Origin of the sequence: Pseudomonas sp. GD03842 (assembly GCF_029841165.1) — a bacterium.
Classification (GTDB): domain Bacteria; phylum Pseudomonadota; class Gammaproteobacteria; order Pseudomonadales; family Pseudomonadaceae; genus Aquipseudomonas.
In genome coordinates this window covers 239,027-256,662 of the sequence record NZ_JAOCEA010000003.1, presented here as the reverse complement: position 1 = coordinate 256,662, position 17,636 = coordinate 239,027, and the positions used below count along the sequence as shown (strand labels likewise).

General features: G+C 60.4%; 13 protein-coding genes. 6 read left to right on the top strand and 7 right to left on the bottom strand.

Translation table 11 applies throughout. The features are described 5' to 3' along the window. Window positions 1–44 precede the first annotated feature (44 nt). A complete protein-coding gene (locus tag N5D61_RS06135; RefSeq protein ID WP_279891424.1) occupies window positions 45–1,967 on the top strand; it encodes an acetyl-CoA hydrolase/transferase C-terminal domain-containing protein in 1,923 nt (640 codons plus the stop codon). A gap of 32 nt (window positions 1,968–1,999) precedes the next feature. Here N5D61_RS06135 and N5D61_RS06130 read toward each other — a convergent pair whose 3' ends face one another. The 4 genes from N5D61_RS06130 to rep form a co-directional block, all read right to left on the bottom strand. Next, window positions 2,000–2,815, bottom strand: coding sequence for a sulfite exporter TauE/SafE family protein (locus N5D61_RS06130; RefSeq protein WP_279891422.1), 816 nt, complete (start codon window positions 2,813–2,815; stop codon window positions 2,000–2,002). Further along, a complete protein-coding gene (locus tag N5D61_RS06125; RefSeq protein ID WP_279891420.1) occupies window positions 2,812–3,696 on the bottom strand; it encodes an MBL fold metallo-hydrolase in 885 nt (294 codons plus the stop codon). Before N5D61_RS06125 ends, N5D61_RS06130 begins: the two co-directional genes overlap by 4 nt. 180 nt (window positions 3,697–3,876) lie before the next feature. Continuing rightward, complete coding sequence (locus N5D61_RS06120) at window positions 3,877–4,446, bottom strand: xanthine phosphoribosyltransferase (protein WP_108236177.1); 570 nt, start codon at window positions 4,444–4,446, stop codon at window positions 3,877–3,879. 39 nt (window positions 4,447–4,485) lie between these two features. Then, window positions 4,486–6,495: a DNA helicase Rep gene (gene rep, locus N5D61_RS06115; protein WP_279891418.1), complete on the bottom strand. Its 2,010-nt coding sequence runs from the start codon at window positions 6,493–6,495 to the stop codon at window positions 4,486–4,488. A 203-nt stretch (window positions 6,496–6,698) separates the two neighbouring features. On the opposite strand from rep, the gene N5D61_RS06110 reads away from it, so the two are divergent. After that, window positions 6,699–8,369: a bifunctional diguanylate cyclase/phosphodiesterase gene (locus N5D61_RS06110; protein ID WP_279891416.1), complete on the top strand. Its 1,671-nt coding sequence runs from the start codon at window positions 6,699–6,701 to the stop codon at window positions 8,367–8,369. A 280-nt stretch (window positions 8,370–8,649) separates the two neighbouring features. On the opposite strand, the gene N5D61_RS06105 is transcribed toward N5D61_RS06110, so the two are convergent. After that, window positions 8,650–10,032 carry a NorM family multidrug efflux MATE transporter gene (locus N5D61_RS06105; RefSeq protein ID WP_279891414.1) on the bottom strand — a complete coding sequence of 461 codons (1,383 nt, stop codon included), beginning with the start codon at window positions 10,030–10,032 and terminating at the stop codon, window positions 8,650–8,652. 163 nt (window positions 10,033–10,195) lie between these two features. Between N5D61_RS06105 and N5D61_RS06100 the strand changes: the two genes are divergently transcribed. Together N5D61_RS06100 and N5D61_RS06095 are read left to right on the top strand one after the other, a co-directional pair. Further along, window positions 10,196–11,116, top strand: a complete 921-nt coding sequence (locus N5D61_RS06100; RefSeq protein WP_108236173.1) for a LysR substrate-binding domain-containing protein — start codon at window positions 10,196–10,198, stop codon at window positions 11,114–11,116. A 194-nt stretch (window positions 11,117–11,310) separates the two neighbouring features. Continuing rightward, window positions 11,311–13,284, top strand: coding sequence for a methyl-accepting chemotaxis protein (locus N5D61_RS06095; RefSeq protein WP_279891412.1), 1,974 nt, complete (start codon window positions 11,311–11,313; stop codon window positions 13,282–13,284). A 93-nt stretch (window positions 13,285–13,377) separates the two neighbouring features. Here the strand turns inward: N5D61_RS06095 and N5D61_RS06090 are convergent, their stop codons facing one another. Further along, window positions 13,378–14,871, bottom strand: coding sequence for a YifB family Mg chelatase-like AAA ATPase (locus N5D61_RS06090; protein ID WP_279891410.1), 1,494 nt, complete (start codon window positions 14,869–14,871; stop codon window positions 13,378–13,380). Between the two features lie 171 nt (window positions 14,872–15,042). Further along, window positions 15,043–15,306: an accessory factor UbiK family protein gene (locus N5D61_RS06085; protein WP_108236170.1), complete on the bottom strand. Its 264-nt coding sequence runs from the start codon at window positions 15,304–15,306 to the stop codon at window positions 15,043–15,045. Window positions 15,307–15,724: 418 nt separating this feature from the next. Between N5D61_RS06085 and glnK the strand changes: the two genes are divergently transcribed. After that, window positions 15,725–16,063, top strand: a complete 339-nt coding sequence (gene glnK / locus N5D61_RS06080; protein ID WP_002555808.1) for a P-II family nitrogen regulator — start codon at window positions 15,725–15,727, stop codon at window positions 16,061–16,063. 33 nt (window positions 16,064–16,096) lie between these two features. After that, the gene (locus N5D61_RS06075) at window positions 16,097–17,434 is read left to right on the top strand and encodes an ammonium transporter (protein ID WP_108236169.1); all 1,338 of its coding nucleotides are present in this window, start codon (window positions 16,097–16,099) and stop codon (window positions 17,432–17,434) included. Window positions 17,435–17,636: the final 202 nt, after the last annotated feature.

Genomic DNA, 17,636 nt, shown 5'->3' with positions numbered 1-17,636 from the left:
TCCCCGGTCCAACCTCCATCGAATAACAATCCAGGAGAGGCCGGATGCCGCATTCCTGCTCGATCGAGCAAGCCGTCGATCATGTACTGGCCGAACTGCCTGCGCACATTCGCATGGGCATGCCGTTGGGGCTGGGCAAGCCCAATCGCTTTGCCAATGCGCTGTACAACCGGATCAAATCCCTGCCTGACCGACAACTGACGATCTACACCGCGCTGTGCCTGGGCCGACCGAACGCGGGCGATGGTTTGCAGGGCCGCTTTCTTGAGCCGTTTCTGGAGCGCGTTTTTGGCGACTACCCCGAGCTCGACTTCCTCACTGACCTGCACAAAGGCATCCTCCCGCCGCACGTGCATGTAGAGCAGTTCTTCATGCAGCCCGGCAGCCTACTGGGCAGCGCACCGGCGCAACAGGACTATGTGAGCAGTAACTACAGCCATGCGGCGCGGGACATCAACGCCAATGGCGTGAACCTGATCGCGCAACTGGTGGCCCATGATGCGCAACGCCCGGATCATTTGAGCCTGTGCTGCAACCCCGATATCACCCTCGATTTGCTGCCCATGCTGGAAAAGCGTAGGGCCGCAGGTGAGCCGGTCCTGGTGTTGGGTCATGTGCATGACGATCTCCCTTATATGCCGGGCGATGCCGAGGTGAGCGTCGACACCTTCGACCTGCTGATCGATTTCGAAGAGCGCAGCACGCTGTTCTCGACACCCAATATGCCGGTGGGTACCCAAGATCACTTTATCGGCTTGTATGCCAGTACGTTGGTGCGCGACGGCGGCACGTTGCAGATCGGTATCGGTTCGATGGGCGATGCGCTGACCGCCGCATTGCTCGCTCGCCAGGCTAACAATGAGAGCTACCGCGCGTGCCTTTCTGAGCTGGACGGGATTTCTACCTGGAAACCCCTGATCGAACGCGAGGGCGGGGTCTCGCCTTTTGCGCAAGGCCTGTATGGGTGCAGCGAAATGCTGGTCAACGGTCTGTTGGTGCTGCTCGACGCCGGGATTATCCGGCGTAAGGTTTACCCTGACGTCGAGCGGCAGACGTTGGCCAATGCCGGAGCCTTGGACGAGTCGCTGCATGGCGATGGCGTTTCGATTCATGGCGGGTTCTTTCTGGGGCCGCGCAGCTTTTACGAGCGGCTTCGGGAGCTTTCTTCCGAGCAAAAAGCCCAGATCGACATGACGGCGATCAGCTACATCAACGAGTTGTATGGCGATGAAACGTTGAAACGCCTGCAACGGCGGGACGCGCGGTTCATCAACAGTGCATTTACGGTCACGTTGCTCGGCGCCGCGGTGTCGGATCAGCTTGAAGACGGCCGGGTGGTCAGTGGTGTGGGTGGGCAGTACAACTTCGTCGCGCAAGGCCATGCGCTGGAGGGCGCGCGTTCGATTCTGATCTTGCGCAGTTGGCGTGAGTCGGGCGGGGAGGTCAGTTCGAACATTGTATGGGAATACGGTCATGCGACGATTCCCCGGCATTTGCGCGACATTGTCATTACCGAATACGGCATTGCCGACTTGCGAGGCAAGACGGATGCAGGCGTGATTGAGGCGCTGCTGAATATCACCGATTCACGCTTTCAGCAGGGGTTGATCGACCAGGCGCAGAAAGCGGGCAAATTGCCCAAGAGCTTTCGTCTCGACCCGTTGTTCAGCCAGAACACCCCTGAGCGGCTCAAGGTGATCCGTGATGAGTTTCCATCGCTGTTCGTGGAGTATCCGTTAGGCAGTGATTTCATTGCCGAAGAGCGTGACCTGCTACGTGCGCTGAACTGGCTGAAGAGCAAATTCAAGCTCAGTGAACTCCTCGACTTGGGCAAGGCGACACTGGAAGCGCCGGAGCCTGGCGCGTTCCCGGAACACCTCAAGCGTATGGGGTTGAGCGAGCCGCAAGGGTTGCGCGAGGAGTTGTATCAGCGCTTGTTGTTGGCGGGATTGCACGCGACCACTTGACCAAGGCGCTGCTGCAAGGAAAGGCATTCGTGTCAGGACAGGGTTTTGACGATCAACAGCCCTGCCGCCACAAACCCGGTCATCGCGAACAGCTGCTGCAACCTTGGCCCGGCGAGAAACCGCGCCACCTGCCGTCCTGCAATCAACCCCACCACCGCACCTGCCGCAAACGGCACGCCCACAGCCCAGTGCATCAGCCCGCTCACACTGGCGCTGATGACGCTGCCCATGGACACCAGCGCAATCACGGCCAGTGACGTCGCGACGATGCTTTTCATGTCCAGATCGGTGTAACGGGTCAGGGCCGGGATGATCACGAAACCTCCACCCACTCCCAGCAAGCCCGACAACAACCCTGATAGCACACCGGTAATGGCGAGCGAGCGGGCACAGGGCAGGGTCCAGCGCAGCCGACCTTCCAAAGGATTGAGCACGCACGGCAAAAAGTCAGCCCGCGCTGGCGGCTTGCCGTGATGCAGTTCGTGCGCGGCCTTGCGGTAGATGCGGGTGCAGGCGTAGACCAACATCAGCGAAAAACCCACTGCCAGCGGTGTATTGGGCAGTTGATGCGCCAGCCACAAGCCCAGTGGCGTGAAACAGATGCCGATGCTGGCGATGAACAGCGCGGCTCGGTAACGCACGATGCCCTGCCGCAAGCCCAGCAATGCGCCCACGGCCGCAGCCAGGCCCACCGCCAGCAGACCCACCGGCGCGGCTTCGACCATCGAAAGTCCCAGCCCAAAAATCAGCAGCGGCACCGCGAGAATCCCGCCGCCTGCGCCTGTCAGGGCAAGTACGGCACCCATGATCGTACCGAGGCCGGCTCCGATCAGTTCGTGTTCTGTCATAGGGCGTTGATCGGCACCTTCAGATAGCTCACACCGTTGTCCTCCGGCTCCGGCATCTGCCCGCCGCGCATGTTGATCTGCACCGACGGCAGGATCAACACCGGCATGTCCAATGTCGCATCGCGCTTTTCACGCATCTCGACGAAGGCGTCCTCATCGATGCCTTCGCGGATATGGATGTTGTTGGCGCGCTGTTCGGCGACGGTCGTCATGTACATCAGCTCCCGACCATTGGGCAGGTAGTCATGGCACATGAACAGGCGAGTTTGCGGCGGCAGGCTGAGAATCCGACCAATCGAACGGTAGAGCACACGCGCATCGGCGCCAGGAAAGTCGCAGCGCGCCGTTCCATAATCGGGCATGAACAGGGTGTCGCCGACGAAGGCCACCGTCTCGTCGCCCCCTTCGATCAGATACGTCATGCAGGCCGGGGTGTGGCCGGGCGTGTGCATCGCCCGGGCGTTCAGGGAACCGATCCGGAAGTGCGCATCATCGTCCAGCAGCCGGTCGAACTGGCTGCCGTCGCGCGCGAACTCGGCTTTGGCATTGAACAGCGTGCCAAACACCTTTTGCACCCGAGTGATGTGGCTGCCGATGGCGACCGTGCCGCCGAGTTGCTCCTTGAGGTACGCCGCGGCGGAGATATGATCGGCATGGACGTGGGTTTCCAGAATCCATTCCACGGACACATTCCGCTCGCGGACTCGGGCGATCAGCTTGTCGGCGGACTCGGTCCTGGTGCGGCCGGATTTGGGATCGTAGTCCAGCACGCTGTCGATGAGGGCGGCCTTTGCGGTCGAGCGGTCTACGACCAAATAACTGATGGTCGATGTCTGCGAGTCGAAGAAGGCTTCGATGCTCAGTTTTTCGCCAATGATCATAAGATGTCTCCATTCTCTGTGGGAGCTTGGCTTGTCTCTGGGCGGCAATCGGACGATCTGGCGCGAAGCGGCAGCAAATCCTGCCTCCGCGGTATACCTGGTTATCGCGGCGCTTGATTTTACGACGACTTCGTCGCCGATCGCGGGACAAGCCACGCTCCTACAGCGTGCGTCGATGGGTCAGACGAATGTAACTACGCCACCGGTCAGCGATTTGACCCGTGCCAACGACTCTACACGATAGCCTTGCGCGTCCAGTTCCGCGCGGCCGCCCTGAAATGACTTCTCGATCACGATCCCCAGGCCTGCCACGGTGGCACCGGCCTGCTTGATGATCGAGATCAGCGCCTGGGAGGCCTTACCGTTGGCCAGGAAGTCATCGATGATCAGCACACGGTCGCTGCTGGTCAGGTGGCGTGTGGAGATGGCGATCGTGCTTTCGGTCTGCTTGGTGAACGAGAAAACGTTTGCCGAAAACAGGTTCTCCGTCAGTGTCAGCGACTGGTGCTTGCGCGCGAAAATCACGGGAATGCCCAGTTTCAGACCGGTCATGACGGCAGGTGCGATGCCAGAGGCCTCGATGGTGACGATCTTGGTGATACCCGAGTGGGCGAACAGCGTGGCGAACTCGTCTCCGATCTGCTGCATCAGAACCGGATCGATCTGATGGTTGAGAAACGCGTCGACCTTCAATACCTGGTCGGAAAGTACGATGCCTTCCTCGCGAATTTTCTTGTGCAGTGCTTCCACGTGGGTGTTCCTCGGTGCGCCAGTGCGCGAAATGTCGGTTTATCTTTTCAGCATGGCGCGGATATCCGCCAATGCCGTATTGCCGCGAACGGCCTTCACTTCGGTCGGTGTGTCGTCGTTGCCTTCCCAGGCCAGGTCGTCCGGCGGCAGCTCGTCGAGGAAGCGGCTCGGCAAGCAGTCGATGACCTCGCCGTACTGCTTGCGCTTGGCTGCAAAGGTAAACGCCAATGTCTGACGGGCGCGGGTAATGCCCACGTAGGCCAGGCGCCGTTCTTCCTCGATGGTATCGGCTTCGATGCTGGAACGATGCGGAAGGATCTCTTCTTCCATGCCCATGATGAAGACGTAGGGAAATTCAAGGCCCTTGGAGGCGTGCAAGGTCATCATCTGCACGCCTTCGGCGCCGTCTTCCTCTTCCTGCTGACGTTCGAGCATGTCCCGCAAGACAAGCTTGCCGATGGCCTCCTCGATGGTCATGCCCCCTTCTTCGTCCTTCTCCAGCGTGTTTTTCAACGCTTCGATCAAGAACCACACGTTGCCCATTCGGTAGTCGGCGGCTTTGTCGCTCGAGCTGTTCTGACGAATCCAGTTCTCGTAGTCGATGTCCATGACCATGCTGCGCAGGGCGGCGATCGGCTCATTGAGCGCGCACTGCTGACGCACACCGTCCATCCAGTGTTTGAAGCGCTTGAGGCGATCGGTGAAGCGGCTGTCCAGATGTTCGCCCAGCCCGAGTTCGTCGGTCGCGGCGTACATCGAGACGCCGCGCTCCGTGGCATAGTTGCCTAGCTTTTCCAACGTGGTCGAGCCGATTTCCCGACGCGGCACGTTGATCACGCGCAGAAAGGCGTTGTCATCGTCCGGGTTTACCAGCAGCCGGAAATAGGCCATGAGGTCTTTCACCTCCTGGCGACCGAAGAAACTGCTTCCGCCCGACAGCCGATACGGGATCTGATGGTGCTGAAGCTTCAGCTCGATCAGTTTGGCCTGGTAGTTGCCGCGGTACAGGATGGCGAAGTCACTGTAGGGGCGGTCGGTGCGCAGGTGCAGGCTGAGAATTTCCACTGCCACGCGCTCGGCTTCGGCGTCTTCGTTCTTGCAGCGGATCACGCGGATTTCGTCGCCGTGCCCCATTTCACTCCACAGCTGCTTTTCGAAGGCATGGGGGTTGTTGGCGATCAGCACGTTGGCGCAGCGCAGGATGCGGCTGGTCGAGCGATAGTTCTGCTCGAGCATCACCACCTTCAGCGATGGGTAATCTTCCTTGAGCAGCATCAGGTTCTCTGGCCGCGCGCCGCGCCAGGCGTAGATCGACTGGTCATCGTCGCCCACCACGGTGAACTGGCAGCGCGTACCGATGAGCATTTTCACCAGCAGGTACTGGCTGGCGTTGGTGTCCTGGTATTCGTCTACCAGGAGGTAACGCACCTTGTTCTGCCATTTTTCGAGAATGTCCTTGTGTTCCTCGAACAGCTTCACCGGCAGCAGGATCAAGTCGTCGAAGTCCACCGCGTTATACGCTTTCAGCGTGCGCTGATAATGGGTGTAGACGATTGCGGCCGTCTGCTCCTTGGGGTTGCGTGCGTTGGCCAGCGCTTCGGACGGCAGAATCAGGTCATTCTTCCAGGCGCCGATCATGTTCTTGATCTCGTCGACGCCGTCGTCTCCCGAGTATTCCTTCTGCATGATGTCGGTCATCAGCGCTTTGACGTCTGTCTCGTCGAAAATCGAGAACCCCGGCTTGTACCCCAGGCGGACGTGCTCCTTACGGATGATGTTCAAGCCCAGGTTGTGGAACGTAGAGACCGTCAGGCCACGCCCTTCGCCGCTGCGCAGCAGAGTGCCGACCCGTTCCTTCATTTCCCGCGCCGCCTTGTTGGTGAAGGTCATGGCGACAATGTACTGCGCACGGATGCCGCAGTTCTGAATGAGGTGGGCAATCTTGCGGGTGATCACGCTGGTCTTGCCGGAACCCGCGCCGGCGAGCACCAAAAGAGGGCCGCCGACGTAGTTCACGGCTTCTTGTTGCCGGGGATTGAGTCGGGACATGGGGAAAAAAGGAGATAGCCAGAAAAATGGGCAGGCATTTTAACAGGGTCCGAGGATTGTGCAGCGACCGTCCGACACTGTGATGCGTCACGCTATCTATATTTCCCCGTTTTGTTACATTTGCGCATCACGCGATGATCACCGCGTTTGACGCCATTCGATCGAGTGGGCGCCGAAGCCTTTTGTTTGTGTAGGGAGCTAGCTTGTCTACGCCTGTCGAACCCTTGCGTTTGCTGCTGCTGGCGGATACGCCGGAATGGCCGACGTTATTGCGCGAGTCTCTGGCACTGCTGGGAGGCGCCGTGCATCTCGACTGTGCGCCGGGCTGGGAGGCGGTGGGTGATGCTGTCGATCCTGCCCACACGTTCATTCTCTTTACACCCCCGCACTTGCAACCCCTAGCAAGCCAATGCAACTGGCCGACCGTGTTGCTGTTCGATGTCGAGCCTGATGCCGACCCGATCGGCGTCGCCGACTGGCTGGTGCGTGACGCGCTGACACCCCAGAGCCTGCGGCGTTGCTTGCGCCATGTGCGCGAGCGCGGGCTGCTGGAAACCACGTTACAGCGCCTGGCCGAGCAAGATCCGCTGACCGGCATCGCCAACCGGCAGGGTTTCCAGACGTTGCTGGCAGCACGCCTGGCCGAGTTCGACGGGCGCGGACTGGCGCTGGGGCATCTGGACCTGGACAACTTCCGGCGCGCCAATGATGCCCTGGGCCACCAGGCTGGGGACCGACTCATCCTGCAGGTGGTTGCGCGGCTCAAGGGTCAGCTTGAGGCGTGCGACCAACTGGCCCGACTGGGCAGCGACGAGTTCGCCTTGCTGATCGACACGCGGCGCGCGCCCCAGCGGGCCGAATGGATGGCCGAGCGCATCACCGAGGCGCTATCCGAGCCTTACTGGATCGACGGTGAGAGCTTGTTGATCGGTTGCAGCCTGGGCATCGCCCATGCCCGCGCCGACGCCGGCGCCGACCCCTTGATGTGGCATGCGCACATCGCCATGCAGCAGGCTAAAAGCACCCAAGGCTGCACCTTCCATGTCTTCAATGAACGCATCAACCGCAATGCCCGCAGTCTGGCCGATCTGGAAAGCGAGCTACGGCGGGCCCTGCGTCGTGATGAGCTGGAACTGCATTACCAGCCGCGCCTGTGTCTGAACTCAGGCAAGATTCTCGGGTTGGAGGCCTTGGTGCGCTGGCGGCATACCGAGCGTGGGTTGCTGCCGCCCAGCGAATTCGTTCCGCTGGCAGAGCAGAGCGGCTTGATCGTACCGTTGGGCTATTGGGTCATTTCCCGCGCATTGCGCGACATGCAAACCCTGCGTCAAAAGGGCCTGCCGCCGCTGCACATGGCAATCAACCTGTCCTTTCGGCAGTTTCAAGACAACCAGTTGCTGCCAACCCTGAGCCGGCTGATCGTGGACCGTGGCATCGATGCGCAGTGGCTGGAATTCGAACTCACCGAGACTGCGGTCATGCGGCGCAGTGACTTGGTCAAACAGACCATGGACGCCCTGGGGCGCTTGGGTGTGCGCTTCTCGCTGGACGACTTCGGTACCGGGTTCTCGTCGTTCGTGCACCTGAACAGCTTGCCGATCACACTGCTCAAAATCGACAAAAGCTTTGTCGGCGAAATGGAACAACGTGAAGAAAACCGCAAGCTGGTGCACGCCATGATCAACCTGGCGCACAACCTCAGTCTGGAAGTCGTGGCCGAAGGCGTCGAAACGCCAGCACAACTGGCGTTGCTGCGCAGCTTCGATTGCGACCAGGCACAGGGGTATCTGATCAGTCATCCGCTGGCGCTGCCGGAACTGATCGATCACCTGATGTCCGATCAGGGAGATGGCCGGGTGGTGCAGCGGATATGAACCTACCGCTCTCGTAGGAGCGCGCGTGCCCGCGATTGCGGTGTATCTACGACAAATATGTTGCCTGACACAACGCTGTCGCGGGCAAGCGCGCTCCTACGCATATTCGGCGTTAGCCCATCACAGCAACGCCAGTCGCCTCTTTTCAGGGAGATGGCCGAGATATGACCACACCTCTCTCGTAGGAGCGCGCTTGCCCGCGATTGCGTTCGGTCAGTCGCACATACCTTGAATGACACAACGCGATCGCGGGTAAGCTGGGTCCTACACATATTCGGCGTCAGCCCATCACAACGACACCCGTCGCCTCTTTGCGCAACAGCTTGGTCGTCTTGCGCTCGAATGCCAGGGTCAACGCCACCGCCGAGCACAACAGCCCCAGCGCCAGCCCCCACCAGACGCCTTCTGCACCGTAGTGCCCGAGGAAACCGAACCCCCACGCCAACGGCGCACCGACCAGCCAATAGCTGATCAGACCAATGAGAAAGGTGGTCTTGGCGTCCTTGAAGCCGCGAATCGCTCCCATCGCAATGGTTTGCGTGCCATCGAGGATTTCGAACCAGGCCGCTATCGCCAGCAACTTCACCGCCAGCTCGACGACGCCTTGGTAGGTGGGATCTCGCAGGTCAACGAACAGCCCGATGACCGCATGCGGCGCCACCCAGAACAGAATGCCGAACGTCAGCATCAGCAGGCCGCCGAACGCGATACCCATGCGTCCCGCCGTGCGCGCCAGCAGCAAGTTACCGGCGCCGTAATGCAGGCCGATGCGCATGGTCACGGCGTAGGAAATCCCGACGGGAATCATGAAGGCCATCGACACCGATTGCAGGGCGATCTGGTGCGCCGCCATTTGCGTGCTGCCCATCGCGCCCATGCAGAACGCTGCGAAGGTGAACAGGCCGACTTCGACCGCGTAAGTCCCGCCGATGGGCAGGCCCAGCCGCCAGAGTTCCTTGAGACAGGTGCGCGAAAGGCTCATCAGGTCTTTGTGAATCGGATACGCCGAATACGCACGGTGATAACGAATGTGCAGCCACAGAGTCAGCGCCATGCCGTTGGTGACAATCGCGGTGACCAGGCCGATGCCCATTAGGCCCCAGTGCGGCAGGCCGAACAGGCCATGGATGAAGGCGTAGTTCAGACCGAAGTTGGCCACCACGCCCGCCAGGCTGATGACCATGACGGGAGTGGCCCGGCCAAGGGCGCTGGTGAAGCCGCGCAATGCCATGAAACTCAGCAGTCCCGGCAGCGCCAGCGGCAAGGTGGTCAGAAATTGGCTGGCCATGAGCACGTTGGCTTCGTCTTGGCCGAAGTGCGCCAAAATCGGTGCAAGGTTCCACAAAACGAGCGCGGCGATCAGCGCCATGCCCCACGCCAGCCATAGCCCCGCCTGAGTCAGGCGGGTGGCGCCTGCGTCATCATTGGCACCCTTGCGAATGGCCACCAGCGTGCCAACCGCCGCCATTACACCGACGCAGAAGAAAGACACAAAGTTGTAGCTGGCGGCGCCCAGCCCGCCGCCGGCGAGGGATTCCGGGCCGAGTTTGCCCATCATCACCGTGTCGGTGAAGACCATCAGCATGTGTGCCATCTGGGAAGCGATCAGCGGCCCAGCCAGCCGCAGGATGATCCAAAGTTCTTTGAAGGCGTGCTGTTGCATGGTCGGGCGCTCGAAGGGAGAGGCAGGGATGAGCAGCCCATTGTGGTGATTCGGCACGCATTGCACAAAGGGATAAATACGATCACTGGCATGAGTAAAACTCATCCTGACTGTTTTACATTAGCGCTTCTTGCGTCGCCACCACTCAAACAGGAAGCGCCTCATGCCTCGTAGTCTCCCGCCGCTGTATGCGCTGCGCGCATTCGAAGCCGCCGCACGGCACAGCTCGTTCACCCGCGCGGCAGAGGAGCTGTCCATCACTCAAAGTGCGGTGAGTCGCCATATCCATACACTGGAACAGCATTTCGCCTGCCGACTGTTTCGCCGCCAGGGACGCAACCTTCAATTGACCGAGGCGGCGCGCGAACTGCTGCCGGGTGTACGCGAAGGCTTTTCAGCGCTGGAGCGAGCCTGCAGCGCGTTGATGGCAGAAGAGGGCATCCTACGCATGAAAGCGCCATCGACGCTGACCATGCGGTGGCTGTTGGCGCGGCTGAGTCGGTTTCGTCATTTGCAGGTGGGAAACGAGGTCCAACTGACCAGCGCCTGGATGGACATCGACCATGTGGATTTCACCCAGGAGCCGTTCGACTGCGCTGTCCTGCTCAGCCGAGGTCACTTTCCTCCTGATTGGGAAGCGACCTACCTGTTTCCGGAGTTACTCATTCCCGTCGGCTCGCCCAATTTGCTCGATGATGGGCCCTGGGATGTGGCACGGTTGGCCAGCACCGAGCTGCTGCATCCCACACCTGATCGCCGGGACTGGCGCAGTTGGCTGGAGCGCATGGGGTTGTCGGATCAGGTGTCGCTCAAGGGCGGTCAGGTGTTCGATACGCTCGAGCTGGGCATGATCGCCGCGGCGCGGGGCTATGGGGTTTCCATGGGTGATTTGCTGATGGTTGCCGAAGACGTCCTTCAGGGCCGCTTGAGCCTGCCGTGGCGCACGGCGGTGTTCAGCGGGGAAAACTATTACCTGGTCTGGCCCAAGACCCGACCCGGAGGCGAGCGGCTGCGCAGATTGAGCGACTTTCTCAAAAGCGAAGTGCAGGCGATGGAATTGCCGCAGGTGACGATCCTTGAATAGGCACAAAGCCCGTTCGCAGACGCACCTGCTGCCAAGCCTAAAACCCGGCGTCAGACTCAAGTATTCCGGCTGTCAGCCGATTCCTAAGTACAGGGTCGGTTCGCATCTATCGACTCATCGATCCCCTCTATTAGAAACAGTCCGAATGGTTTGCCCGCGATCAGGATGGTCCGGTCGTTCGGCAAGGAGTTTTCATGCCCAAGCCCCGTGCCCGCATTGCATCGCAACTCGGGATTGCCCTGGCCGTCATCCTGGCTATCGTTATCAGCGGCAGTACGCTTTTCGCCCTGCGTTCGCTCGATTCGGCCAACCTGACCATTCGCGAGGAGCACATGGGCAGCGAGGCGCGATTACTGGCCGACCAGCTCAACACCTTCCACAGTACGCTGCGCGACAGCACCCAACGCCTGAGTGGCCTGTTCGAAAAGCGGTTCAATGGCCTGACGATCCAGGCTGATCAGTCCATCGCTGTAGCGGGCGTGCAAACACCGGCGTTATTGCTGCACGGCACTGTGTTGAACAACGACTTCACTGAGGTCGACGACTTCAAAAAGATGACCGCGGGCGTGGCGACCGTTTTCGTGCGCAGCGGGGAGGATTTCATCCGCATCAGCACCTCGCTGAGCAAGCAGGACGGCTCGCGCGCCATCGGCACCGCGCTTGACCACAAACACCCCGCCTACGACAAACTGCTGGCCGGGCAAGGCTATGTGGGGCGCGCCTTGCTGTTCGATCGCTTGTACATGACTCAATACTCCCCGGTACGCGACAGCAGCGGCAAGGTCATTGCGGTGTTGTTCGTGGGCTTCGATTACACCGACGCGCAAAAGGCGCAGTTCGAAAACCTCAAGAGCTTTCGTATTGGCGACACCGGTTCTCTCGCCGTGCTGGATGAGCAAAACAATTGGCTGGTCCCCCCTGCTGGCGTAAAGGATTTGGATCAGGCGCGCAAAACCCTGGCCGATTTCGTCAAGACGCCCAATGTAGGACGTTTCTGGCAGGACGCAGGGGAGGATTTTTATGCGGTGGCCGAGCCGTTCACCGGTGGACCTTGGTCGATCCTGGCCATCATGCCGAAAGATGAAATCAGCGCAGTGACCTGGAAAGTGGGCATGCAGCTGGCCATTGGCAGCCTGCTGGCGATGCTGATTGCAGTGGGCTCGGCAATCTGGCTGCTGCGTAGCAAGTTGCAGCCTCTGTCAGCGCTCGTCAACCAGGCCGAGGCGTTGGGCGCCGGCGATTTGAGCGTGCGTCTGCACATTACGAGTCATGACGAAATCGGTCAGTTGGCCGGCAGCTTCAACAAAATGGGGCAGGCGTTGGAGCTCATGGTGTCGCACATTCGCACCGCGGCCCAGGAGGTCAGTGGGCGTGCGCAAGCGTTGTCCGGGCTCTCCGGTGGGGCTTATGAGGGCATGGAGCAACAGTCCGGGGAAATCACCAGCATGGCGGGGGCGGTCGAAGAGTTCAGCGCCACGGCACTGACGATCGCCGACAACATGGGCAGTACCGAGCGGCTGGCCCAGGGTAACGCTCAGCAGACTCGTATCGGACGCACCTCCATGGAGGAGGCTTCAGCTTCGCTGGAGCAGATCGCCGGTTCCTTGGGCAGTACCGCGGCGGTGATCAACACGCTGGGCCAACGCTCCCAGGAAATTGGCGGCATTGTCAGCGTCATTACGTCCATCGCCGAACAGACCAACCTTCTGGCACTCAACGCTGCCATCGAGGCGGCGCGCGCAGGCGAGCAGGGTCGAGGTTTTGCTGTGGTGGCCGACGAAGTGCGTAACCTGGCGTCGCGCACCCGTCAGGCCACCGATGAAATTTCGGGCATGATCGCCAGCATCCAGCAGGAAACCAGTAACGCGATCAGCACCATGGAACACGGCAATGCGCTGATGCAGGAGGGTTTGTCACGTAACGCCAAAGTTGCTGCGGCGTTGGCCCAGATTGACGAGCAAAGCCGCTCGGCAGGCGACCAGTTCGCCTCGATCACCACCGCGACCCAGGAGCAAAGCAATACTGCGACGCTGCTCAGTGCCAACCTGCAAAGCATTGCATTGGCCAACAGCGAACAACGGGAAGTGGTCTCGAACCTGGCCGTGACGGCGCAGGAACTGAACGCGCTGGCGGCGGACCTGCGCAAGGAAGTGGATCGGTTCAGGTGACGCGGGCTCGACGTGTCGGCAGGAGTCCGCTTTTGATTCTGCGAATGGCGTAGCACGCTGCTCCTGCAGGCTGCGGCCAGATGCGTGAGCGCATCACCCCGAGGACGGCCGGTACTGCAACGCTTCGGCAATGTGCGCTCTCGATATCGCGGGCTCCCGCTCCAGATCCGCCAGCGTGCGCGCCACCTTCAGCAAACGATGGGCTGCGCGCAACGACAGGTTCAAACGCTCACACGCCGTTTCGAGCCAGGCTTCATCTTCAGGCAGCAACACGCAATGTTGGCGCAGGGCGGGCAAGTCGAGAAAGGCATTGGCGCAACCTTGTCGTCTTTGCTGGCGTTCTCTGGCCTCGGAGACCACAAGCGCAGCATCCGCGCTGGTTTCGCCAGTATGCGTAGGTGCCGCCAGTGAGGTCGTTTCCCGGGCGACGGTCAGGTGCAGATCAATACGGTCCAGCAGCGGACCGGACAGTTTGTTGCGATAGCGCTGGATCTGGTCGGTCGAGCATCGGCAGCGTCCGGTTGGCTCGCCGTGGTAGCCGCATGGGCAGGGATTCATGGCGGCCACCAACTGGAACCGTGCGGGAAAGCGTACCCTGTCGCGGGCCCTGGAAATCACGATATACCCGGACTCCAGCGGCTCCCTCAAGACCTCCAGAACACGCCGGTCAAACTCCGGAAGCTCATCTAAAAACAGAACGCCGTGATGCGCCAACGTGATTTCACCAGGCTGCGGTCGACTGCCGCCGCCGACCAATGCGGGGCCCGACGCGGAGTGATGGGGTTGTCTGAAAGGGCGCTGCGGCCAACTGGTCAGCGGCGCATGGCTGGCGACCGACTGAATGGCCGCCACCTCCAGCGCCTCCCGCTCATCCAGCGGCGGTAGAAGACCTGGCAGACGGCTGGCCAATAGCGTCTTTCCGGTGCCCGGCGGTCCACTAAAAAGCAGGTTATGGGCTCCGGCTGCGGCCACCAGCAGCGCACGTTTGGCGGCGGTCTGGCCCTGTACCTCGCTTAAATCGGGGTAAGGCCGAGTCTGTAGGATCAGCCCGTTGGATGCGTAAGGCTCAATCGTCGTATGGCCGTTGAGATGCGACACCAACTCCAGCAGATGACTGACCGCGATCACTTTCAAACCTGACGCCAGGCAGGCTTCCTCGGCATTCACAGCAGGGACGATCAATGTATGTCCGGCATCCCGAGCGGCCAGAGCCGCAGGTAAAACGCCCTGCACGGGCCGTATTGACCCTGACAATGCCAACTCGCCCAAGCACTCCACATTATCCAGTGCCTGCATGGGAATCTGCGCACTGGCGGCGAGCAAGCCCAGCGCAATTGCCAGGTCAAATCGTCCGCCGTCTTTGGGCAGGTCCGCAGGCGCGAGATTCAGCGTGATGCGCCGCGCCGGAAATTCGAGCCGACAGTTAAGAATCGCACTACGTACCCGATCTTTACTCTCCTTCACCGCACCTTCCGGCAAGCCGACTAACGTCAGGCTCGGCAGCCCGTTGGCCAGATGGGTTTCCACGGTGACGGCGGGGGCTTCGACGCCCACTTGAGCGCGGCTGAGAACGATGGCGAGGGACATGAAGATCCTTGATAGCGGCACCGCGTCCTGCGGCGTGCTCAAGGATAGTCATGGGGTAGCAGGGGAGGACGGGACAAGTTCTACGAGGTGTGTCGCCGCGGAATGATCACGTGCAATGGCCCCATTCATGAGCAGTTTTGCTCCTGCATGGGGCAACTACACGCAATCGATTCAATCCTTCGCGGGCCCCGCCAACTGCGCCTCAAGCTCTGCCATTTTCGCTTCCAGTGCTTCAAGGCGGGCACGGGTGCGGGCCAGGACGACCATCTGGCTGTCGAATTCTTCCCGGCTGACCAGATCCAGCTTGCTGAAGCCGCTTTGCAGGAGGGCCCTGAACTGAGTTTCGAATTCGTTGCGCGGGAGTGGGGTCTCGCCGTCCAAAAGGCGGGAGGCGTGGCCGCTCAGGGCGTCCAGAAAAGCTTTGGGTGCGAGCATGATGGTCTTCCTGAATCAGGTGGGCCGCAGTGTAACACGGGGTGCACAACCTCTTTTGATCGGGCTCGTGTTGCACGGTTTTCGCGCATGACGCCGTGCACGCACGCACTGTTGTTGTGCGAGTGCCCTGAGTGATGGCGATCTGACCTCCTCCTTCGCCGCCGAAAGCAGCGGAATTCGAGGCACTTGCCGATATGGCAAGGTTTCTGCTTAGTGGCTTATGACCCATGCACTGATGCAGTCGCTGTGACGAATGCAGTGCGGCAGGCGGAGCGGGGAAGTGTTTCGTCAGAAGCGGTTTTCTGGAGTTGGTCAGGTCTGTTCGGGCCATCGACGCGTTACAAAGCCAGACACTGCGCTTAGACTTGAGTCGGGTTTGTTTTCCTGGGGCAAGTCCACCAATTCGGGAGAAAGTTTCATGAAGCTAGTCACTGCCATCATTAAGCCGTTCAAGCTCGACGACGTACGCGAGTCGTTGTCTGAAATCGGCGTGCAGGGCATCACGGTTACTGAAGTCAAAGGCTTCGGACGTCAGAAAGGCCACACCGAGCTGTATCGCGGTGCGGAATATGTAGTCGACTTCCTTCCCAAGGTGAAGATCGATGTTGCAATTGACGACAAGGATCTGGACCGCGTTATCGAAGCGATAACCAAAGCGGCCAACACCGGCAAGATCGGTGACGGGAAGATCTTCGTGGTCAATCTGGAACAGGCTATTCGCATCCGTACCGGCGAAACCGATACCGACGCAATCTAAGCCGCCAAACCCAACGCCCCAGGAGTAAACAATATGACTCTGCGTCAAATCGCAGGGCTAGGAGCCCTGTTGTCCCTCGTAACCCCTGGCCTGGCCATGGCGGCAGACGAAGTGGCAGCCCCCGTACTGAACTCAGGCGATACTGCCTGGATGCTGACCTCTACCGCTCTCGTGCTGTTCATGACCGTTCCCGGCCTGGCGCTGTTCTACGGTGGCATGGTTCGTTCGAAAAACGTGCTGTCGGTGATGATGCAATGTTTCGCCATCACTGGCCTGATCAGCATTCTGTGGTGCATCTACGGCTACAGCATGGCGTTCGACACCACCGGTATGGAAGCCAACGTCGTTAATTTCAACTCCTTCGTCGGCGGTCTGTCGAAGGCGTTCCTGGCAGGCATCACGCCTTCCAGCATCACGGGTGCAGCGGCGCTGTTCCCGGAAGCCGTATTCGTTACCTTCCAGATGACATTCGCCATCATCACCCCCGCCCTGATCGTCGGTGCTTTCGCGGAACGCATGAAGTTCTCCGCGATGCTGATTTTCATGGCGATCTGGTTCACTCTGGTCTACGCGCCAATCGCGCACATGGTCTGGAGTGGCGTGGGTGGTCTGCTGTGGGACTGGGGCGTCCTCGATTTCGCAGGCGGCACCGTTGTTCACATCAACGCTGGTGTGGCTGGCCTGGTGGCGTGCCTGGTACTGGGCAAGCGTAAAGGCTTCCCGACCACCCCAATGGCTCCGCACAATCTGGGTTACACCCTGGTCGGCGCCGCGATGCTGTGGGTGGGCTGGTTCGGCTTCAACGCCGGTTCCGCCGCTGCGGCCAACGGCACTGCCGGTATGGCAATGCTGGTCACTCAGATCGCCACTGCTGCTGCGGCGCTGGGCTGGATGTTCGCCGAGTGGCTGACCCACGGTAAGCCAAGCGCGCTGGGCATCGCTTCGGGCGTGGTTGCCGGTCTGGTAGCCATCACCCCTGCGGCCGGTACTGTCGGCCCGATGGGCGGCTTGATCATCGGTCTTGCGGCCGGCGTGGTCTGCTTCTTCTGCGCCACTAGTCTGAAACGCAAACTGGGCTACGACGACTCGCTGGATGCCTTCGGCGTTCACGGCATCGGCGGTATCCTCGGCGCAATCCTGACCGGTGTTTTCGCTGCACCTTCGCTGGGCGGCTTCGGCACCGTGACCGACATCGCGGCTCAGGTCTGGATTCAGTGCAAAGGCGTGGGCTTCACGATCATCTACACCGCGATCGTGACCTTCATCATTCTCAAGGTGCTGGACGCTGTCATGGGTCTGCGTGTCACCGAGGAAGAAGAAGCGGTTGGCCTGGACCTTGCGCAACACAACGAGCGTGGCTACAACTTGTAATCACTGCGGTTGCGAAAAAATGCCCGGGTTTCCGGGCATTTTTTTGTCTGGCGTTTGTCGATAGGCAGGACGCTCGGCCGATGACGCCAATTTGCAATCTCGATCCGGTTCAATGCAGGTTCGAAAGTCGGCGTGCGAGCGATCAAGACAGCTTGCGCGGGCGGGTTTCAGGCTTGCAGAAAACGCCACTCATTACGCGCTT